Annotated in this window: 21 protein-coding genes; 7 read left to right on the forward strand and 14 right to left on the reverse strand. The window is 70.9% G+C overall.

Annotated elements, in window-relative coordinates; all coding sequences use genetic code 11:
• The first annotated feature begins 22 nt into the window (after positions 1-22).
• From recN to ligA, 3 genes are read left to right on the forward strand one after another with little or no spacing between them, the layout of a single operon-like run.
• Positions 23-1702, forward strand: coding sequence for a DNA repair protein RecN (gene recN, locus E4T13_RS11645; RefSeq protein ID WP_137178419.1), 1680 nt, complete (start codon positions 23-25; stop codon positions 1700-1702).
• Positions 1699-2175 (forward strand): GNAT family N-acetyltransferase, encoded by a 477-nt coding sequence (locus E4T13_RS11650; RefSeq protein WP_137178420.1) that lies wholly within the window; start codon positions 1699-1701, stop codon positions 2173-2175. Before recN ends, E4T13_RS11650 begins: the two co-directional genes overlap by 4 nt.
• The gene (gene ligA, locus E4T13_RS11655; RefSeq protein WP_137178421.1) at positions 2172-4307 is read left to right on the forward strand and encodes an NAD-dependent DNA ligase LigA; all 2136 of its coding nucleotides are present in this window, start codon (positions 2172-2174) and stop codon (positions 4305-4307) included. The genes E4T13_RS11650 and ligA overlap by 4 nt, the downstream gene beginning before the upstream one ends.
• Positions 4308-4346: 39 nt before the next feature.
• Here the strand turns inward: ligA and E4T13_RS11660 are convergent, their stop codons facing one another.
• Complete coding sequence (locus tag E4T13_RS11660) at positions 4347-5093, reverse strand: alpha/beta hydrolase (protein WP_170984950.1); 747 nt, start codon at positions 5091-5093, stop codon at positions 4347-4349.
• 263 nt (positions 5094-5356) lie between these two features.
• Between E4T13_RS11660 and E4T13_RS11665 the strand changes: the two genes are divergently transcribed.
• Both E4T13_RS11665 and E4T13_RS11670 read left to right on the forward strand, forming a co-directional pair.
• Positions 5357-5998, forward strand: coding sequence for a LysE family translocator (locus E4T13_RS11665; protein WP_240791081.1), 642 nt, complete (start codon positions 5357-5359; stop codon positions 5996-5998).
• Between the two features lie 41 nt (positions 5999-6039).
• Positions 6040-6369 (forward strand): multidrug DMT transporter permease, encoded by a 330-nt coding sequence (locus E4T13_RS11670; RefSeq protein ID WP_137178423.1) that lies wholly within the window; start codon positions 6040-6042, stop codon positions 6367-6369.
• Between the two features lie 9 nt (positions 6370-6378).
• On the opposite strand, the gene E4T13_RS11675 is transcribed toward E4T13_RS11670, so the two are convergent.
• Both E4T13_RS11675 and E4T13_RS11680 read right to left on the reverse strand, forming a co-directional pair.
• Complete coding sequence (locus E4T13_RS11675) at positions 6379-7173, reverse strand: N-acyl homoserine lactonase family protein (RefSeq protein ID WP_137178424.1); 795 nt, start codon at positions 7171-7173, stop codon at positions 6379-6381.
• Positions 7174-7177: 4 nt separating this feature from the next.
• Positions 7178-8317, reverse strand: a complete 1140-nt coding sequence (locus tag E4T13_RS11680; protein ID WP_240791082.1) for an NAD(P)-dependent oxidoreductase — start codon at positions 8315-8317, stop codon at positions 7178-7180.
• On the opposite strand from E4T13_RS11680, the gene E4T13_RS11685 reads away from it, so the two are divergent.
• Positions 8199-9080, forward strand: coding sequence for an alpha/beta fold hydrolase (locus tag E4T13_RS11685; RefSeq protein ID WP_137178425.1), 882 nt, complete (start codon positions 8199-8201; stop codon positions 9078-9080). The genes E4T13_RS11680 and E4T13_RS11685 overlap by 119 nt on opposite strands.
• On the opposite strand, the gene E4T13_RS11690 is transcribed toward E4T13_RS11685, so the two are convergent.
• From E4T13_RS11690 to E4T13_RS11740, 11 genes are all read right to left on the reverse strand, one after another.
• Positions 9077-10198 carry a PP2C family protein-serine/threonine phosphatase gene (locus tag E4T13_RS11690; protein ID WP_137178426.1) on the reverse strand — a complete coding sequence of 374 codons (1122 nt, stop codon included), beginning with the start codon at positions 10196-10198 and terminating at the stop codon, positions 9077-9079. The two genes, E4T13_RS11685 and E4T13_RS11690, sit on opposite strands and share 4 nt — an antisense overlap.
• 62 nt (positions 10199-10260) lie before the next feature.
• A complete protein-coding gene (locus tag E4T13_RS11695; RefSeq protein ID WP_137178427.1) occupies positions 10261-10782 on the reverse strand; it encodes a DinB family protein in 522 nt (173 codons plus the stop codon).
• 19 nt (positions 10783-10801) lie between these two features.
• Positions 10802-11824 (reverse strand): GNAT family N-acetyltransferase, encoded by a 1023-nt coding sequence (locus E4T13_RS11700; protein WP_137178428.1) that lies wholly within the window; start codon positions 11822-11824, stop codon positions 10802-10804.
• On the reverse strand, positions 11821-13023 hold the full coding sequence (locus tag E4T13_RS11705; RefSeq protein WP_137178429.1) for a pyridoxal phosphate-dependent aminotransferase: 1203 nt from the start codon (positions 13021-13023) through the stop codon (positions 11821-11823). The genes E4T13_RS11700 and E4T13_RS11705 overlap by 4 nt, the downstream gene beginning before the upstream one ends.
• Before the next feature lie 75 nt (positions 13024-13098).
• Complete coding sequence (locus E4T13_RS11710) at positions 13099-13542, reverse strand: GNAT family N-acetyltransferase (RefSeq protein ID WP_137178430.1); 444 nt, start codon at positions 13540-13542, stop codon at positions 13099-13101.
• Positions 13543-13548: 6 nt separating this feature from the next.
• Positions 13549-14748 (reverse strand): pyridoxal phosphate-dependent aminotransferase, encoded by a 1200-nt coding sequence (locus tag E4T13_RS11715; protein ID WP_137178431.1) that lies wholly within the window; start codon positions 14746-14748, stop codon positions 13549-13551.
• Positions 14749-14861: 113 nt separating this feature from the next.
• Entirely contained in the window at positions 14862-15227 is a 366-nt protein-coding gene (locus tag E4T13_RS11720; RefSeq protein ID WP_137178432.1) for a hypothetical protein, read from the reverse strand.
• A gap of 40 nt (positions 15228-15267) precedes the next feature.
• On the reverse strand, positions 15268-16062 hold the full coding sequence (locus tag E4T13_RS11725; protein ID WP_240791083.1) for an ABC transporter permease subunit: 795 nt from the start codon (positions 16060-16062) through the stop codon (positions 15268-15270).
• On the reverse strand, positions 16059-16943 hold the full coding sequence (locus tag E4T13_RS11730) for an ABC transporter permease subunit (protein WP_206030147.1): 885 nt from the start codon (positions 16941-16943) through the stop codon (positions 16059-16061). The genes E4T13_RS11725 and E4T13_RS11730 overlap by 4 nt, the downstream gene beginning before the upstream one ends.
• A complete protein-coding gene (locus E4T13_RS11735) occupies positions 16940-18088 on the reverse strand; it encodes an ABC transporter ATP-binding protein (protein WP_137178434.1) in 1149 nt (382 codons plus the stop codon). The genes E4T13_RS11730 and E4T13_RS11735 overlap by 4 nt, the downstream gene beginning before the upstream one ends.
• Entirely contained in the window at positions 18085-19188 is a 1104-nt protein-coding gene (locus E4T13_RS11740) for a polyamine ABC transporter substrate-binding protein (RefSeq protein WP_137178435.1), read from the reverse strand. The genes E4T13_RS11735 and E4T13_RS11740 overlap by 4 nt, the downstream gene beginning before the upstream one ends.
• A gap of 337 nt (positions 19189-19525) precedes the next feature.
• On the opposite strand from E4T13_RS11740, the gene E4T13_RS11745 reads away from it, so the two are divergent.
• A complete protein-coding gene (locus tag E4T13_RS11745; protein ID WP_137178436.1) occupies positions 19526-20176 on the forward strand; it encodes a hypothetical protein in 651 nt (216 codons plus the stop codon).
• Positions 20177-20187 lie beyond the last annotated feature (11 nt).

Consider the following 20187-nt stretch of genomic DNA (forward strand, 5'->3'; position numbering starts at 1 on the left):
ACCGGCGGAGGCGCAGCGGGCCGTGCTGACCTCGCTCGCCATCCGCGACGTGGTGCTGATCGAGCGCCTGGACCTGAGCTTCGGTCCGGGACTGACGGTGCTGACCGGCGAGACCGGCGCCGGCAAGTCCATCCTGCTGGACAGCCTGGGGCTGGCGCTCGGCGCACGCGCCGAGAGCGGCCTGGTGCGCGCCGGACAGCCGCAGGCCTCCGTCGCCGCGGCGTTCAGCGTGACGGATGACCACCCGGCCCGCGCGCTGCTCGGCGAACAGGGGATTGAGGCCGAGGACGAGCTGGTGCTGCGCCGCGTCGTCACCGCGGATGGCCGCTCCCGCGCCTTCGCCAACGATCAGCCGGTGGGGCTGACCCTGCTGCGGCGCCTGGGCGCTCTGCTGGTCGAGGTGCAGGGCCAGCACGAGCAGGTGGGGCTGGCCGATCCGGCCGCCCACGCCGGGCTGCTCGACGCGGCGGGCGGCCTGGACAAGCTCCGGGGACAAGTCGCGGAGGCGCATCGCGCCTGGCGCGCCGCCGCCCAGGCGCTGGCCGCGGCGCGGGAGGAGATCGCGGCGGCACAGCGCGACGAGGAGTTCCTGCGCCACGCGGTCGCCGAGCTTGAGGAACTGTCACCGGAGGAGGGCGAGGAGGATTCGCTCGCCGCCGAGCGCCAGAAGCTGCAGCAGGGCGAACGGCGGAGCGAAGCCATTGCGGAGGCGCTCTCCGCCCTCGCGCCGCGCGACCGGCGCGCCGCCAATCCGGCCGTGGCGCTGCGTAGCGCGGTGCGGGCGCTGGAGCGCCTGCCGGCACCGAACACCGAATCCGAACCCGCGCTGGAAGCGCTGGGCCGCGCGCTGGATGCGCTGGCCGAAGCCGAGACGGCGATGGAACGACTGGCGCATGAGTCCGGTCCCGATCCGCGCCGGCTGGAACAGGTGGAGGAGCGGCTGTTTGCGCTGCGCGCTGCCGCGCGCAAGCACCTGGTGCCGGTGGTGGAGTTGCCGGCGCTGCTCGCCACGCTGAGGGCACGGCTGGCGGCGCTGGATGCCGGCACGGATCGCGTCGCCGCGGCGGAGAAGGCCGCGGCAGCCGCGCGCGCGGCCTATGTCGAAACCGCCGGCCGCCTGACGGCCGCGCGTACCGAGGCCGCGGGCAAGCTGGAGAAAGCACTGGCGCGGGAGTTGCCGCCGCTCAAGCTGGACCGCGCACGGCTGGTGGTGGAGGTCGCGGCGAAGCCTGAGGCCGGCTGGGGGCCGGATGGGGCCGACCGCGTGACCTTCCTGGTCTCGACCAATCCCGGCCAGGCGCCGGGGGCGCTGGACAAGGTGGCCTCGGGCGGCGAGCTTTCGCGCCTCATGCTCGCGCTGAAGGTGGTGCTGGCACGCGGATCGCCGGTGCCGACGCTGGTCTTCGACGAGGTGGACAGCGGCATCGGCGGCGCGACGGCCGCGGCGGTCGGCGACCGGCTGGCCCGCGTGGCCGAACGCCTGCAGGTGCTGGTGGTGACGCATTCCCCGCAGGTCGCGGCGCGTGGCGCCCGGCACCTGTCTGTCGCCAAGCAGGTGAAGGGCGGGCGCGCGGAGACGCGCGTGCTGCCGCTGGATGCGCCCGCGCGCCGCGAGGAGATCGCCCGCATGCTCGCCGGCGAGCGCGTGACGGAGGCGGCGCGCGCTGCGGCGGACAGCCTGCTGGCGGGCAGCCTGCTGTGATCCGCGCGGCGCGCGCCGGCGACGCCGAGACCGTCGCCGCGCTGATCAACGCCATCAACGAACTCGGCCCCGGCGCGCCCGTGCGCATGACAGCGGCGATCGTGCGGCGCGACCTGGTCTGCGCGCAGCCCAAGGCGCTGCTGCGCGTGGCGGAGCGCGACGGCGCCGTGGTCGGCTTCGCGACCGCGGGCCTGGTCTACGACGCGGAGCGCTGCGCCTGGGCGATGATGCTGCTCGATCTCTATGTCGCGCCGGAGCATCGCCGCCGCGGCCTGGCGCGTGGGCTGATGGCGGCGCTCGCCGATGAGGCGCTGCGCGCGGGCGCCCGCTGCCTGTGGTGGGGCGTGGATGCCGGCGACGATGAGGCGACGCTGTTCTACCGCTCCATCGGCGCCAGCAGCGAAGGGATGTTTAGCGGCGAGCTCATCGTGGGCGACGCGCTCGCGCGCCTGGCCACGGAGGCGAGCCGATGACCGACGCCACGCTCCGCGCCCGCAAGGTGGAGGCGCTGACCGAGGAGGAGGCGCAGCAGGAACTCGCCGCGCTGGCAACCGAGATCGCGCATCACGACGAACTCTACCACGCCAAGGACGCGCCGGAGATCACGGACGCCGCCTATGACGCGCTGGTCCGCCGCAACCGCGCGATCGAGGCGCGCTTCCCCGAACTCGTGCGGGAGGACAGCCCGAGCCGCCGCGTCGGCGCGGAAGCGGCGGAGGGCTTCGCGAAGGCGCGGCACGGCGTGCCGATGCTCAGCCTGGACAACGGCTTCGGCGAGGCGGACTTCCTGGCCTTCATCGCCTCCATCCGGCGCTTCCTGAAGCTTGACGCCGAGACGACGCTCGATTTCGTGGCGGAGCCGAAGATCGACGGGCTCTCGGTCAACCTGCTCTACGAGGATGGCGTTTTCGTGCGCGGCGCGACACGGGGCGACGGCACGGTCGGCGAGGACATCACGCAGAACCTGCTCACCCTGAAGGACCTGCCGCGCAAGCTGAAAGGCAAGGCGCCCGCGCGCATCGAGATCCGCGGCGAGGTGTTCTGCGAGAAGGCCGATTTCCTTGCATTCCGGGCCGCGCAGCAACAGGCCGCGGCGGAACGCGAGGCGCGGCGCGAGCGCGGCGAGAAGGTCGGGCCCGCCATCACCATCCCGGTGAACCCGCGGAACTTCGCCGCCGGCGCGCTGCGCCAGCTCGATCCCGCCATCACCGCCCAACGCCCGCTGAAGCTGTTTGCCTACGCCATGGGCGAAGCGAGCGAGCAGCCGACGGACACGCATTGGCATTGGCTGGAGAAGCTGCGCCGCTGGGGCTTCGTGGTGAACCCGCTGTCGCGGCAACTGAGCGCAGAGGACGCTCCCGGCTTCCAGCAGCGCATGACGGAGGACCGCGCCTCGCTCGCCTACGACATCGACGGCGTGGTGTACAAGCTGGACCGGCTGGACTGGCAGGCGCGGCTCGGCTTCGTGGGTCGTGCGCCGCGCTGGGCGATCGCCTGGAAATTCCCGGCGGAGCAAGCCACCACCGTGCTGCGCGACATCGAGATCCAGGTGGGCCGCACCGGCGCGCTGACGCCGCGCGCGGTGATGGAGCCGGTGGGCGTCGGCGGCGTGATGGTGACGCACGCCACGCTGCACAACGAGGACGAGATCGCGCGCAAGGATGTGCGCATCGGCGACACCATCATCGTGCAGCGCGCCGGCGACGTGATCCCGCAGGTCGTCGGCGTGGTACTGGAGAAGCGTCCGAAGGGCGCGAAGCCCTTCGTCTTCCCCGACCACTGCCCGGTCTGCGGCAGCCACGCGATCCGCCCCGAAGGCGAGGTGGTGCGCCGCTGCACCGGCGGCCTGACCTGCGCCGCGCAGACGGTGGAGCGGCTGATCCACTTCACCCGCCGGAACGCCATGGATATCGAGGGCCTCGGCGAGGAGAACATCCACAAGCTGCATGACGAAGGGCTGGTGAAGAGCCCCGCCGACATCTTCCGCCTGAGCCGCCATGTCGCGACGCTGCGATCCTGGGAGGGCTGGGGCGAGCGGAAGATCGGCAACCTGCTGAACGCGATCGAGGCGCGGCGCCGCGTGCCGCTGGAACGCTTCATCTTCGCGCTGGGCATCCGTCGCATCGGCGAATCCAACGCGAAGCTGCTGGCGCGGCACTATCACTCGCTGGAGGAGTGGCGCGCCAAGATGCTGGCCGCGACGAAGACCGGCAGCGAGGCGCGGGAGGAGCTGGGCTCGATCCAGGGCATCGGCCCGGCCATCGCGACGGAACTCGCCGAGTTCTTCCTCGAGCCGCACAACCGGGACGCATTGGACGACCTGGCGCGCGAGGTGACGCCGGAGGATGCGGAGATCGTCGCCGCCGCGGACAGCCCCTTCGCCGGCAAGGTCGTGGTCTTCACCGGCACGCTGGAGACGATGAGCCGCGACGAGGCGGAGGCGCAGGCGGAACGGCTCGGCGCGAAGGTGACGAAGAGCGTCTCGAAGAAGACGGATTTCGTCGTGGTCGGCGCCGACGCCGGCAGCAAGGCGACGAAGGCGGCGGAGCTGGGCGTGGCCACGCTGAGCGAGGCGCAGTGGCGGGAGATGGCGGGGCTCGGTTGAGCCACCACGCCATCGACGATTTCGATGCCACAGAGCGCGTCACGGCGCCGAGAGATGCTCCTCGAGAAACGGGAGGACGACACGCCAGTAGCCCCCGGGATCGTGCTGCTCCAGGTCGACATGGGCGGCGCCCGCAACAGCGAGGAACTGCTTCGGCTCCGGCGCGCGGGCGAACAGCGCGCGGGATTCCGCGATCGTGGTGCGGTCGTCCTGCACGCCCGACAGGACAAGCAAGGGAGCCCGCACAGCCTGGATGCGTTCGATCGGCCGCAGCTCGGCGGGTGCGACGCCCAGCACGGGCGGTAGCAGCCAGGTGAATAGCGGCGACAGCACCGGCGTGAGCACCGGGCCTGCAGTTGGCCCGAGACCGGCACGCAGGCGGTTCGCCAGGGCGGCATTGATGTCCGGATAGACCGACTCCAGCACGATGGCGGCCACGTCGAGCGGATCCGGCCCGAGCAATGTCGCCGCGCCGCCCAGCGAGACGCCAATCACGCCCACTCGCTCGGCCGGCGCCCGCATCCTGACGAAGCTCACGGCCGTGGCCGCATCCAGCGATTCCAGCTTCCCGAAGGTGATGCGCCGGCCCGTGCTTTCCCCGTGTGCCTGCAGATCGATCAGCAGCACGCCAAAGCCCTGCCCGTGCAGGAAAACGGCGCGCGGCACCATCCGTCGGCGGCTCTCCCAGACGCCATGCAGCAGCACCACGGAACCGCGCCCGGGCTGGGCAGCAGCGAGCCACCAGCCGCGCAGCACGGAGCCGGACTGCGACGCGATCTCGATCACCTCCGCGCCTGCCAGCCCTGCTGGGGGTGCGCCGGCCGACGCCGTGCGTGGAGTGGAAAGGCGCAGGCCGACGGCCAGGACGGCGATGCACACCGCCGTTGCGAGCAGCGCGCCAAGCGTCAGGAGGCTCGGACCCGGCCGATGCCGGAACCAGGCGAGGCAGAATCGCAAGGGAAAGCGCCCCAGTCTGAAATGCAGGGCAGACAGCTATCATGTCCCGTCATCGGCGGCATCAATCCTATTCGTGTCCTCCGACTTCGACGGTGGCGCAGCTTCGCGCCATGCCGCTCGACCCGCATCTCTTGCTCGCCTTCCTCCTGGCCGCCTGGGTGCTGATCCTCACGCCGGGGCCGGACATGCTGTTCGTGATCGGCCAGACCCTCGCCGGCGGGGCGCGGCGGGGCTGGGCGGCGATGTTCGGGATCGTGACCGGGGCGACGGTGCATATCGCGCTCGCCGCGTCTGGCGTGGCCGCGCTGCTGGCGGCCTCGCCCGCCCTGTTCGATGCGCTGCGCATCGCGGGCGCGCTCTATCTGCTGTGGCTGGCCTGGGGTGCGCTGAGGGCAGCCGCGCAGGGCGCCAGAACGCTACGGCCGGCCACGCCGGCCCGCGCGGCGTTCCGGGATGGGCTGGTGACCAACCTCACCAACCCGAAGGTGATCCTGTTCTTCCTGGCCTTCCTGCCGCAATTCGTCGATCCCGCCCGAGCGCCGGCCTGGCTGCAGATGGCGCTGCTCGGCCCGCTGGTGCCGCTGATGTCGCTGCCGGCCTATGGCCTGCTGATCGCGGGCGCGGATCGCGCCGCCGCGCGGCTCTCGCGCTTCGCACGCTGGCTGGATGGGCTGGCGGGGCTGCTGTTCCTGGCGCTCGGCCTGCGCCTGCTGCTGGGCGGCCGACCGGCCTGAGCGGCTTGCGGGCAGGGCGCGGAACGCCGTAATGCCGCGGCATGTCCGCCGCCTTCCTCGCCGCGCTGCTCTGCTCGGTCGCCGCCTACATCCATACGCGCTCGGCCGATCCGCGCATGCGGCCGGCTAGCCCCTTGTCCGACCTCGCCTGGCGCGTGCTGTCCTATGCGTCGCTCATCGCCTGGGGCGCGCTGGTGATGCGCGCCTTCGCCTTCAGCCACTGGTCGGACGGCGTGGCGATGCTGCTCGGCTCCTTTGCGGCCAACTGGTATTTCAATCATCGCGGCCCGCGCCCGGCCTGGCCGGGCCTGTCCATGCTGTTCGCCGTGGTCGGACTCGCGCTGGCAGCCTGGTCCTTCGCCAATGAATAGGGCGGCGGCTCAGCAGCCGCGCGCAGGCGGCAGGTCGAGCCGGATCACCTCGGCGTCGCCTTCCGCCGCCGGGAAGCGTGCCCGGACGAGCGGGTCGTGGCCCGGAATGACCAGGCTCTCGTCGCCGCCGGCGAGCAGCCTGGCGCGGCGCCAGCCCTGGATCATCGCGCCGAGGTCATAGACGATCGGGAACGGGTTCTGGCGCTCCACATTCGCGTAGAAATGCGCGGCGTCCACCGCCAGCACCAGCGGGCCGCGCGCTGTGGCGACGCGCACCATCTGCAGCCCATCGGAATGGCCGCCGACGCGATGCAGGGTGACGCCCGGCGCGACCTCGCCTTCGCCGTCGTGGAAGCAGACGCGGTCGGCGTACACCGCGCGCACGAGCTTCACGACATCCTCGACCTCGAAGGGCGCGCGCAGGCAGGTGGCGCACATGTGGCGACCCGTTGCGAAGGCCACCTCGCGGTCCTGGATGTGGAAGGTCGCGTTCGGGAACAGGCCAAGATTGCCGGCATGGTCGTAATGCAGGTGGCTGATCACCACGTCGCGGATCGTCTCCACCGGACTGCCGAAGGCCGCAAGGCACTCCTCCACCGGGCGGAGGATGGTGCGGCCGCGTCGCGCCGCGGTGGCGGCGTCGAAGCCGGTATCCACCAGCACCTCGCGCCCGTCCGGGCCGCGCAGCAGCCAGACGAAGTAGTCGATGGGCATGGCGTCATGCGCATCCGGCACCGGCATCAGGAAGTTCTCCTGCACCGTGCGATCGTGGCGCGCATAGCGCAGGGCGAAGACCTGCCACATGCGGTCAGCCCTTCCGTTCCACCTGCGGCGAGGCCAGTTCCGCCGCCGCCAGCGCTTCCGCGAAGCGGGCCGCGGCCGTGTGGTCCTGGCCCGGGCCGAGAAGAGACGCGGCAGCGGCCCAGAGCTCGCGCGTCTGCGCAGCAAGCGGCGTGGGCGTGGCGGTCTCCCGCCCGACCTGCAGGGCGATGGACAGGTCCTTCACCATCAGGTCCAGGCCGAAGCCGGAATCGAAGCCGCGCGACAGCACGAACTGCTTCAGCTTCTTCTGCGTGGAGTTGTTCATTCCCGTGGAGGCGTTGAGCACATCCACCATCACCGCGGGATCCAGGCCGAAGCGGCTGCCGATCAGCAGCGCCTCCACGCTCACCAGGAACCCCGCCGCGCTGACCAAATTGTTCAGCGCCTTCATCGCCTGCCCCGCGCCGACATCGCCGCAGCGCGTCATGGTGGTGCCCATCGCGCCAAGCGCCGGGCCGACACGCTCCAGCAGCGCGGGATCGCCGCCGGTCATGATCGCGAGTTGCCCCGTCTCGGCCCGCGCCACGCCACCCGACACCGGCGCATCCACCAGGCCGACGCCCTGCGCCGCGAGGTCCTGCGCAATGCGGCGCGTGGCGGAAGGCTCGCCGGAGGACATCTCGATCACGACGGCGCCGCTGCGCAGCACCGGGCGTATCGCGGCCACGACGTCGGCCACCTCCCTGCTGGTGGGCAGCATGGTAATCACGGCATCGGCTTCCGCCGCGGCAGCCGCCGCTTCGGGCGCCGCGACGCCGCCGTGCTGGCGCACGAAATCCGCGCCCCGGCCGGGCACGGCATCCTGCACCGTTACCGCGAAACCGGCCTCCAGCAGGCGTCGCGCCATCGGCCAGCCCATGCGCCCGATGCCGATGAAGCCGATGCGCCGGATCGCCATGCGCGCCTCCCTGTCCCTCGCTCGACGGTGAGGCTGGGGCGCGCGGCGCAAGGGGTCAACAGCGCGGCGCCAGCGGCTAGACTGGCGACGCAGCGGAAGGAAGGCGGTGATGTTCGAAGGCTTCGTCGAGGAACGCCGCGCGGGCGATGGCGCGGAGTTGCGGTTGCGCCGGGGCGGCGAAGGGCCGCCGCTGTTGCTGCTGCACGGCAACCCGCAGACCCATGTCATGTGGCACAAGGTCGCGCCGGTGCTCGCTCGACGCTTCACGGTGGTCTGCCCGGACCTGCGGGGCTACGGGCTGTCCGGCAAGCCGCCGGTCTCGGCCGATCATGCAGCCTATTCCAAGCGCGCGATGGCGGCGGACATGGTCGCGCTGATGCGCGGCCTCGGCTTCGAGCGGTTCCAGGTGGTCTCGCATGACCGCGGCGCGCGGGTGGCGCATCGGCTTGCGCTGGATGCGCCGGAAGCGGTCACGCGGCTCTGCACGATGGACATCGTGCCGACGCTGCATCACTTCGAGAAGACCGACATGGCCTTCGCCATGGGGTACTATCACTGGTTCTTCCTGGCCCAGCCGCACCCGAAGCCCGAGCGCATGATCCTGCGCGATGTGGAGGACTGGTTCGACATCCAGACCTCGCGCGAGCCGAAGGACCGCGGCTTCTTCCATCCGGCGGCGCGCGCCGACTACCTGGCCGCGCTGCACAGACCCGGCACGGTGGAGGCGATCTGCGAGGACTACCGCGCCGCCACGAGCATTGACCTGGAGCATGACCGCGCCAGCCGCGCCGCCGGCCGGCGCGTGGCCTGTCCGCTGCTGGCGCTGTGGGGCGCGAAGGGCAAGGTCGCCGAATGGTACGAGCCGCTGGAGGTATGGCGCGGCTATGCCGACGGCCCCGTCACCGGCGGGGCGGTAAATTCCGGCCACTACCTGCCGGAAGAGGCGCCGGATGAGGTGCTTGCTGCCCTGGACGGCTTCCTCGAAGGCTAGTCGAAATCCAGCACCAGGATCGAGACGTCGTCGTCGAACTCCGCGCCCCCGGCCAGCACGCGCGCCGCTTCCAGCAGGCGCTCCGGTTCCGGCACGCCGGGCACCGGCGGTGCGTGCAGCACCGGCAGGAAATCGGCGAGCGCATTCTGCTTGCCGTCCGGGCGCTGCGTCTCGAAGGCACCGTCGCTGAACAGGTAGAGCCGTGCGCCCGGCGGAATCTCCGCCTCGCCGCTCTGCGGCGCACGACCCCAGAGCCCGGCGCCGACGGGCAGGTTGCGCGTGCCGAGCGCCAGCGGTTCCGGCGCGCCGGGCGTGACGAGATAGGCCGCGTGATGCCCGCCGGCGACATGCACCAGGCGGCGCGTGTGCGGATCATACACGCCATACCAGAGCGTGAAGAACAGCCCGTCATGCCGCTCCGTATCGAACATCGTGTCCAGCCCCGCCAGCACGGCGGCACAGTCGCCGGGCTCCGCGCCGGGCGGACCGCCTTCGCGCAGCACGGTCATTGCGGAGGCCGCCAGCAGCGCGGAATCGATGCCATGCCCGGCCGCATCCAGCAGCCAGACGGCAAAGCGGCCATCCGGCAGCACGCGGTAGCCGAAGCCGTCGCCGCCGACGCGCACGGAAGGCTCGAAGCGCCAGGCGGCGCGCACCGTGCCCTCGGGGATCGCGGGGGGCAGCAGCGCGCGCACGTAGCGTGCGGCGCGGTCCAGATTCCGCTCCAGCTCGGCCGCACGTTCCAGCGTGCGGCGAGGGCCGCGCAGATAAGCCAGGACGAAGGGGCCGATTCGCAGCCGCGCGCCTTCCTCCAGCGGGGTCGGTGCCGTCAGGCGCTGATCGTTGACATGGGTGCCGTTGGTCGAGCCGAGATCGTTGACGATAGCGCGCCCATCTTCCAGCACGATGCTGCAATGGCTGCGCGACACTTCCGGCGCCGCCAGCACCAGGTCGTTGCCGGTGACGCGGCCGATGCGGATCGGCAACTCGCCGAGGATGACGCGGCGCGCCGGATCCTCGGGCGGCACCTCCACCTGCAGCACGTGCAGGATCGCATCCTCCCCGGGCGCTGGGCCCGGGGCGGTGCGGCGGATCATCGTGCGTTCGGTATCGTCCAAGGCGGCCGCCCCGGTTTGTCTTGCCCGTGCAACATGCCGCGCGGCGGCATGGGGAAGCAAGCTCAGCCGGCGGCGAGCACCGCGGGATCGAGGATGAAGGGCAGGTCGGTGTCGCCTGTCCTGGCGCCGAAGCCGGTCAGCAGCGCATGAACCTGGCCCCGGTGGTGCGTCTGGTGGTTGAAGAAATGCGTCACCAGCAGCGAGGCCGGCTGCGTCATCTCCCGGTTCGCGGCGGCGCTGACCCAGCGCAGCGTGCCGGCGAGCCAGGCGGGATCGAGCTGCGCCGCCCAGGCCTCGATCCGCGCATCGGCGTCGCGGCGCGCGGCCTTCAGCGCGTCCCAATCCGCGAACAGGCGCGGGCTGCCGGCGATGCCGCCCTCCGGCCTCGGCCAGCCGGCGAAGCGATGCATCCAGGTGCTGTCGCCCCAGAGCAGGTGGCTGAGCGTGCCGTGGATGGAGCCGAAGAAGGCGCCGCGATCCTCGTTGCGCTGCGCCGGCGTCAGGCCATCCGCCGCGGTGTAGAGGCGACGGTTCATCTCGGCATTGTAGGCGGCCATCACGCGCACCCAGGCGGGGGTGATCATCCTTCCGTATCCTTCCGGATCAGACGAGCGACTTCCACAGGAACACGGCATCGGCCGACGCGCGATCCGGGCCGAGCTCGAAGCCCGGGATCACGCCTGCACGCTGCCAGCCCAGGCTGTCGTAGAGCGCCAGCGCCGGGCTGCCGGTGCGCGTGTCCAGCACCAGCAGGCTACGGCCGATGCCACGCGCCGCCTGCTCCAGCTTGCGCATCAGCGCGCGTCCGACACCGCGGCGGCGCATGGCGGGCTCCACCATGAGTTTTTCCACCTCCGCGCGATGCGGCGCGTTCTGCGGCGTGTCGAGGCCGAGCTGCACGGTACCGACGAGCGCGCCATCCAGCCAGGCCACCAGCAGCACGGCCTTGCCGAGCGCGACCTGCGAGGAGACCTGCTTCCAATAGGCGCGCGCCTCGGAAGCGGCGAGCGGCGGCAGCCAGGTGAGGCTCGCGCCATCTGCGACACAGGCGACGAGCAGCGCCGCCAGGTGCCGTTCCGCGCTGGCGGCGGCCGCCGCGTCCAGCGCTTCGACGACAAGCCCCACGAGCGGCTTGGCGTAGCGGAACTCCAGGCTCTTCGAGAGGTCGTCGAGGATCCGGATCGAGCCCTGCCGCACGAAGCCACGCTTCTCGTAGAAGCGGTGCGCTGCCTCGAAGCGGGTGTCGGTCCAGAGCACCAGGCGCTCCGCGCCGGCAGCACGGGCGTGGTCCTCGGCTACGGAGAGGAGGCGATGCGCGAGGCCGGTGCCGCGGCATTCGCGTGCGACATAGACCTTGCAGATCTCCCAGGCCGCATCGCGGTCGTATTGCCGCTCCGCGGCGGGCTGCATCGGGCGCGTCGCCGCCATGCCGACGATCCGCCCCGCCTGCTCCGCGGCCCAGACCGCGCCGCCGGCCCCGGCGAACCAGGTCGCCAGAGCGCGCAACTCCGGCACCTCGCCGTCCACGTCGAGCACGCAACCGGGATACTCGGCCCAGCAGTCGCCGATCAGGCGAATGAAGCCATCCGCATCCGCGTCGCGGCCGGGTCGGAGGGTTGCCGTCATGCCAGCCCGCGGCAGAACTCCTGGATGCGCGCGCACGCCTCGCGCAGGCTCTCCGTGTCGGTGGCGTAGGAGATGCGGATATATGGGCTCATGCCATAAGCCGCGCCCTGCACCACCGCGACGTGCTTTTCCTCGAGCAGCGCGAGCGCGAAGTCGGTGTCGGTCGCGATGCGGCGGCCGCCGGTGCTGGTCTTGCCCAGGCAGCCGGCGATGTTCGGGAAGACGTAGAAGGCGCCTTCGGGCTTGTGGCAGGCGACCCCCGGCGCCTGGTTCAGCATCTCCACCACCAGGTCGCGACGCGCCTTGTAGATCGCGGCGCGCTCCGCCACGAGGTCCTGCGGGCCGTCCAGCGCGGCAGCGGCGGCAGCCTGGCTGACGGTGGCGATGCCGCTGGTGAGCTGGCCCTGCATGTTCACCATCGCCTTGATCAGCGGCTTCGGCCCGCCGCAGAAACCCACGCGCCAGCCTGTCATCGCATAGGTCTTGGAGACGCCGTTGACGGTCAGCACGCGGTCCTTCAGCCGCGGCTCCACCTGGGCGATCGTGCAGAACTCGAAGCCGTCATAGACGAGGTGCTCGTACATGTCGTCGGTCAGCACCCAGACCTGCGGGTGGCGCAGCAGCACATCGGCCAGCGCCTGCATCTCGGCACGCGAGCAGGCGCTGCCGGTGGGGTTGTTGGGAAAGTTGAGGAACAGCCACTTGGTCCTCGGCGTGATCGCCGCCTCCAGATCCTCCGGCCGCAGCTTGAAGCCGTTGTTCTGGGGGCAGTTGACCGGCACCGGCGTGCCGCCCGCCAGCTTCGCCATGTCGCCGTAGCTGATCCAGTAGGGCGCGGGGATCACCACCTCGTCGCCAGGGTCCACGGTGGAAAGCAGCGCGTTCATGATGATCTGCTTGCCGCCATTGGCCACCATGATCTCGTCCAGCGCGTAGTCCAGGCCGTTGTCGCGCCTGAACTTTCGCTGAACTGCCTGCTTGAGCGCGGGCGTGCCGTCCTGCGGCGGGTATTTCGTGTCGCCCGCGAGCGCCGCCTTGTAGCCCGCCTCGATCGCATGGCGCGGCGTGTCGAAATCCGGCTCGCCGATGGCAAGGCTGATCACCTTGATGCCCTGGGCAGCAAGCTCGCGCGCCTTCGCCGTCATCACGGTGGAGGCCGAGACGGCGATGTCGTTCAGGCGGCTGGCGAGCGCGGGCATGACGGGCAGGTGACCTTCTGCGTGTGACGGGCCGCACCATAGGCAGCGGGCCGTCATGCGCCAAGCGGCGGCGCCTCACGCGGTGGGCGCGCGCTCCAGGATCCAGTCGAAGGGGGCATCGCCCGTCAGGACGAAGCCCTGGCGTTCCCAGAAGCGGCGCGCCGGGCTTTCCTTCAGCACCTCGATCCACCAGGCGCGGCCGGGATGCGCCTCGCGCAGCGCGGCGAAGACCTCCGCGCCGAGGCCCCTGCCCTGCAGCGCGGGTTCGAGGAAGACGCTGTGCAGTTCCATGTGCGGGCCACGGTCGTAGAGGCCGCAGCAGCCGATTGTCGCGCCCTCGCGCGCGATCACGTGAAGGCTGCCGGCGTCCAGATGCTGGCGCATGCGCGCGCGGCGGCGCTCGGGATCGAAGCGCCCGATGCGCTCCAGATGCGCGCGCATGGTGCGGATGGACAGGTCGAGGATGTATTCGAAATCCGCTTCCGTCGCGGGACGGAAGCGGATCTCCGCCTGCCCCATGGGGCGTTACTTCAGCCCTGCACAGAAATTCTGGATGCGCGTGCAGGCGTCCTTCAGGCTCTCGTCGTCGGTGGCGTAGCTGATGCGGAAATGGCCGGGGAACATGAAGGCGGCGCCGTGCACGGTGGCGACGCCCTGCTCCTCCAGCAGCGCCAGGCAGAACGCCTCGTCGCTGTCGATCTTCCTGCCGCCCGCGCTGGTCTTGCCGAGGCAGCCGCGGATGTCGGGGAAGACGTAGAAGGCGCCTTCCGGCGTCGGGCAGCGGATGCCCTCGGCCTTGTTGAGCATGCCCACCACCAGGTCACGGCGGCGCTCATACACCACGCGCATCGCCTCCACGCTCTCCTGCGGGCCGTTCAGCGCCTCGACCGCGGCGGCCTGGGAGATGCTGCTGGTGTTGGAGGTGGACTGGCTCTGCAGCTTGTCCATCGCCTTGATCAGCTTCACCGGCGCGCCCGCGAAGCCGATGCGCCAGCCGGTCATCGCATAGGCCTTGGACACGCCGTTCATCGTGACGGTGCGGTCCTTCAGGCGCGGCTCCACCGCGGCAATGGTCGCGAACCTGATGCCGTAGGTGAGCTTCTCATAGATGTCGTCGGAGAAGATCCAGACATCGGGGTGGCGCAGCAGCACCTCGGCCAGGCCCTTCAGCTCCTCGGCCGTGTAGCCAGCGCCCGTGGGGTTGGACGGGTTGTTCAGGATCAGCCACTTCGTGCGCGGCGTGATCGCGGCTTCCAGTTGCTCGGGCGTCATCTTGAAACCCTGGTTCGGCCCGCACGGAACGATGACGGGCTTGCCTTCCGCCAGGGAGACGATGTCGGGGTAGGACACCCAGCAGGGCGCAGGGATGATCGCCTCGTCGCCAGGGTTGATGGTGGCGACGATGGCATCGAAGATCACCTGCTTGCCGCCGGTCGCGACCAGGATCTCCTCCGGCTTGTACTCGATGCCGTTGTCGCGCTTGAACTTGGCGCAGACCGCCTGGCGCAGCGCCATCGTGCCGGCGACATCCGTGTATTTCGTCTCGCCGCGCTCGATGGCGGCGATGGCCGCGTCCTTCACGTTGCGGGGCGTGTCGAAATCGGGCTCGCCGGCCGCGAGCGAGATCACGTCGCGGCCCTCGGCCTTCAGCGCGCGGGCCTTCGACGTCATGGCGATGGTCAGCGAGGGCGAGATGCGGTCGAGGCGGTCTGCGATCAGGTTCATGGCGGTCCGGGTTTCCCTGCCGCGCCCGGTCCCGGCGCGGCCGGCGCCTGTCCTAACCGCACGCGGCCGGTGCGTCCACCTGCAAGGGGCGCGGGGCGGTCATTCCGGCTGGTCTAGTTCAGGCGCAGGGGCCGGTAGCCCTGGAAGGTGAATCCGGCGGCCGCCATGCATTGCTGCCGCCAGGATTCGCGCGGGGCGTCGTTCGCGTCCGCCATGCCATACTCGGCCGGCCGCCAGCGGCGATAGGTGCGGCAGTAGTCCCGCCCGTCGCGTCGCCAGCAGCGCTGCTCCGGCACATAGCCGGCCGGGCGGACCACCACCCAGACCATCTGCGGCGGCACCGCAAGCTCCGACCGCTGGCGGCAGGAGGCCTGGGTCGCCTCCGCCACCGGCTCGGGCGTGCCCGGGCGGGTCCAGACCTCGGCGCAGGCGGACAGCAACAGCGGCACGGTCAGGGCGGCCAGGCGGCGACGCATCATCGGAGGCTACAACGCGGATGCGCCGGGATCGTGGCAGAGATCAGGCACGGCGCGGGCGGAGCAGCCACCAGGCCAGGCCCAGCGCCAGCGCGACCGCCGCCACCAGCAGCGTGGCCAGGGCGTAGAGCTCCGGCGTCAGCCCCAGCCGCACCGCGGAGAACACCACCATCGGCAAGGTCGAGGCGCCGGGGCCGGAGACGAAGCTCGCCACCACCAGATCGTCGAGCGAGAGGGTGAAGGCCAGCAGCCAGCCGGCTCCGACTGCCGGCGCGGCCAATGGCAGGGTCACCTGGAAGAACACGGCCCAGGGCCGGGCACCAAGGTCCATCGCGGCTTCCTCCAGGCTGGCGTCCAACTCCGACAGCCGCGCCTGCACCACCACCGCGACATAGGCCGCGCCGAACGTCGCATGGGCGATCGCGATGGTGGAGGCGCCGCGGCCCGCCGGAAACCCGAATGATTGCTCCATCGCCACGAACAGCAGCAGCAGCGAAAGGCCGGTGATCACCTCCGGCATCACCAGCGGCGCGGCCATGACCGCAGCGAAGAGCGGGCGCCCGCGGAAGCGGCCGAACCGGGCCAGCGCGAAGCCGGCCAGCACGCCGAGGATGGTCGCCATGGTGGCGGAGATCGCGGCGATGCGCAGCGAGAGGAACAGCGCGCCGGTCAGCGCGTCGTTCTTCCACAGCGCCGCATACCAGCGGGTGGAGAAGCCGGTGAAGCTGGTCACCATGCGGCTGTCGTTGAAACTGAACAGCACCATCAGCAGGATCGGGAGGTAGAGGAAGGCGAAGCCAAGCCCGAGCGGCAGCGCCAGGCGGCCAAGGCGCCTCACCGCTGCCCGTCCTTTACGAAGCGCCACTGGAACAGCGCGATCGGCAGGACCAGCGCCAGCAGCAGGATGGAAGCGAGCGCCGAGGCGAGCGGCCAGTCGCGGTTCTGGAAGAACTCCGTCCAGAGCACGCGTCCGATCAGCTGGGCGCCCGGCCCGCCGAGCAGTTCGGGGATGACGAACTCGCCCACCGCGGGGATGAAGACCAGCAGGAAGCCCGCGATCATGCCGGGCAGCGACAGCGGCAAGGTGATTGTCAGGAAGCTGCGCCAGGGCGGCGCGCCGAGATCCGCCGCGGCATCGATCAGCGCAGGGTCCTGCTTCACCAGCGAGGCGTACAGCGGCAGCACCATGAAAGGCAGGTAGCAATAGGTGATGCCGAGATACATCGCGAACTCGGTGTAGAGCAGGTGCAGCGGCGCCTCGATCAGGCCGAGCGACAGCAGCAGGCCGTTCAGCCAGCCCTGGTCCTGCAGGATGCCGATCCAGGCGGTGATGCGCAGCAGGAAGGAGGTCCAGAAGGGCAGGATCACCAGCAGCAGCAGCGGCACGCGCCAGCGTTCCGGCGCGCGCGCGATCGCCAGCGCCATGGGATAGCCGACCAGCAGGCAGCACAGCGCCGAGATTGCCGCCACGCGCAGGCTGAGCAGATAGGCGTCGAGGTAATAGGAATCCTCGAACAGCAGCGCCAGGTTCACGAAGTTGAGCTGCAGCACCAGCGCGCCGTCGGCCCACCGAAGCAGCGGCGCATAGGGCGGCAGGCCTTCCGCCGCCTCGGTGAAGGCGATGGACAGCACGATGGCGAAGGGCGCGACGAAGAACACCGCCATCCACAGCAGCGGCGCGAGCAGGACCAGCAGCCGGCGCCGCGCCGCGCCGCTCATTCCGGCAGCACCACGGAGGCTTCGGCCGGCCATGAGACGGTGACGATGTCGTCCCAGTCCACCGGGCGTCCGGTGATGCGCCGCAGATTGGGCTGGCTGACGCGCAGTTCCTTCCCGCCTTCCAGCACCACGTAGTAGAGGAAGAAGTCGCCGAAATACGCGATGTCGCGCACCCGGCCGACCACGCGGTTGTCACCGAAGGCCGCATCCGCGCCGGCGCGAAGGATGCGCATCCGCTCCGGCCGCACCGCGACGAAGACGCGGCTGCCGACGGGCTTCGGTGGCTCGCCTTCGGACAGGATGTCGAAGTCGTATTCCGAGCTCCCGATGCGCGCGCCGCCCGGCGTCAGCGCCTCCACCACGCCTTCCAGGATGTTGGCGGTGCCCAGGAATTCCGCGGTGAAGCGGCTGTTCGGGAACTCATACACTTCGCCGGGCGTGCCGACCTGCGCCAGCGTGCCGCGGTCCATCACGGCCAGGCGCGTCGCCATCGTCATCGCCTCCTCCTGGTCGTGGGTGACGATGATGAAGGTGGTGCCGGTGCGTTCCTGGATGTTCACCAGCTCGAACTGCGTCGCCTCGCGCAGGTTCTTGTCGAGCGCCGAGAGCGGCTCGTCCAGCAGCAGCAGCTTCGGCCGCTTCGCCAACGCGCGGGCCAGGGCGACGCGTGCGCGCTGACCGCCGGAAAGCTCGTCCGGCCGGCGTGCGCCGAGCCCTTCCATGCGCACCAACGCCAGCATTTCGGCAACGCGGTCGCGGATGACGGCGCGCGGCGCGCCTTCCTGGCGAAGGCCGAAGCCGATGTTGCGCGCCACGTCCATGTGCGGGAACAGCGCATAGGACTGGAACATCATGTTCACGGGACGGCGGTAAGGCGGCACCTGCGCCATGTCCTGCCCATCCAGCAGGATGCGTCCGGCGTCGGGCTCGATCAGCCCGGCCAGGCAGCGCAGCAGCGTGGACTTGCCGGAGCCGGAGCCGCCGAGCAGCGCGAAGAACTCGCCGCGCCAGATCGAGAGGTCCACACGATCCAACGCGATGAAGTCGCCGAACCGCCTGGTCAGTCCCTCGATGCGCAGGAAGGGTTCGACATCCGGGTCGCGCCAGGGCTCGGCCGAGCCCGGGCGCGCGGCGGCGAGGCTCACCGGCCCGCCTTGAAGCGTGCCCACATGCGGTTGCGCGCGCGTTCGGCCGCCTGCGGCACCGGACCGATCGTGAAGAAGCGGGCGCGCATCGCGGCATCGGGGAACACCGCCGGGTCATCGGCGATCTCCGGCGCCACCAGGGCCTGGCTGGCGGGGATACCGTTGGGATAGCCGACCTGCGTGGTAATCGCCGCCATCACGTCGGGCTGCAGCAGGAAGTTGATGAACGCATGCGCATTCGCGGGGTTGGGCGCGTCGGCCGGGATCGCCAGCAGGTCGAACCAGAGTTGCGCGCCTTCCTTGCCGGCAACATAGCGCACCTCCACGCCCTGCTTCGCCTCCGCGGCGCGCCCCGACGCCTGGATGACGTCGCCGGAATAGGCGAAGGCGAGGCAGGTCTGGCCGCTCGCCAGCGCCTCGATCACGCCGCCGGTCGAGAAATTGCGGATATGCGGGCGGATCGCCATCAGCGTCTGCTCGACGGCGCGCAGGTCGTCGTTGCTGGTGCTGTTCGGATCCTTGCCGAGGTAGCGCAGCACCGTCGGGATCACGTCGGTCGCGCTGTCCATCATGGTGATGCCGCACCGCGCGACGCGGCTGGCATGGCGCCGGTCGAACAGCAGCGCCAGGCTGTCCATCGGCGCATCGGGCGCCAGCGCGCGCACCCGCGCCTCGTTCACACCGAGGCCGATCGTGCCCCAGAGGTACAACGCGCCGAAGCGGTTGCCGGGGTCGGAACTCGCGACCTGGCGCATCAGCGCGGGGTCGAGATTGGCCAGGTTCGGGATCTGCGCGCGGTCCAGCGGCAGCAGCGCGCCGATGCGCGCGAGGCGGGAGAAGGTCGGCTCGCTCGTCGGCACGATCACGTCGTAGCCGCTGCGCCCGGCGGAGAGCCGGCCCTCCAGCGTCTCCAGGCTGTCGAACACGTCGTAGCGCACGCGGATGCCGGTCTCGCGCGTGAATCGTTCGACCACGGCAGGATCGATATAGTCGTTCCAGTTGAACACGTTCACCACGCGCTCCTGCGCGCGCGGCGCGCCGGATGAGGCGAAGCAGGCGATGAGGCAGGCGCCGAGCAGCAGCAGGCGTCGCAGGATCATGGCAGGCTTTCCCGGGTGCGGTCGCCGCGGACAGTAGCATGGCGCCGGTGCGACGCAGCAGGCGGGTGCGGCGATCTGGCGCAGCGCAATTGACTAGGATTTTGTTCTTGACTTCGCTGTGTCGCGCTTCTAGAGAGGCCAAGCCACGGGGCGAGTTGCGTCCAGCCGACACCCTGGCAACCCTCTGACATCCCTGCCATTCGAACTTGCGCGGAGCCCGCTCCGCCACGGCCACGCGCGCCCGCGCGGCCGGAATCCGTTCCTTGCCCGCCATTCCCTGGTCCCGGACCGCGCAGCCGCGCGGGCCGCGGCCGCGCGTGCCCGACCGGAGCCTCGCATGCCCTTCGACAACAACGCCCTGATCCCGCTGCTCGCCAACAGCGGCTTCACCCTCTGGCTCTACCGCACCACGGATACGCGCGCGGATGCGCTGGGGGCCGGCTACTTCGCGCAGGCCGCCAACCGCCTGGCCGCGGGGGACGTGATGTTCCTCCAGGCCTCCGATGCGCTGACGCTGACCACGGTGCGCCCCAACACCATCATCCCCGGCGGCGTCGTGGTGGACACCGCCACCGTGCCCTTCCGGGTCAACCGTTCCTCCGCCCAGAAATTCTCCGTCAAGCAGCTCGCTGCCGCACTGGCGATGACGCTGCTGCTGCTGCCCATCGGCGGCACCGTGGTCGCCGGCGGCACGGTGGAGGCGCAGGCGACGGTGATCGGCGCCATAGCGACCGTGGACTTCTCCATCGCCGATGCCAGCGGCGAGACGGTGCGCGGCCCGCAATCCGCAGCGGTGAGCAACGGCGCCGCCAGCGCCAGCCTGGCCGCGCCGGCGCCGGGCAACGGCTACACGCTGCGCGTGGTCGCACCGGCCTATCCGATGCTGACCGACACCTCGCCGCCCTTCTCGGTCGGCGCCGCCTTCACGCTGCTGACCCAGGCCGGCGACGTGCTGCTGACGGAGGCCGGCGACAGGCTCCTCGTCTGACCGCGGCCGCG

Origin of the sequence: Roseomonas sp. AR75 (genome assembly GCF_005222815.1) — a bacterium.
Classification (GTDB): Bacteria; Pseudomonadota; Alphaproteobacteria; order Acetobacterales; family Acetobacteraceae; genus Falsiroseomonas.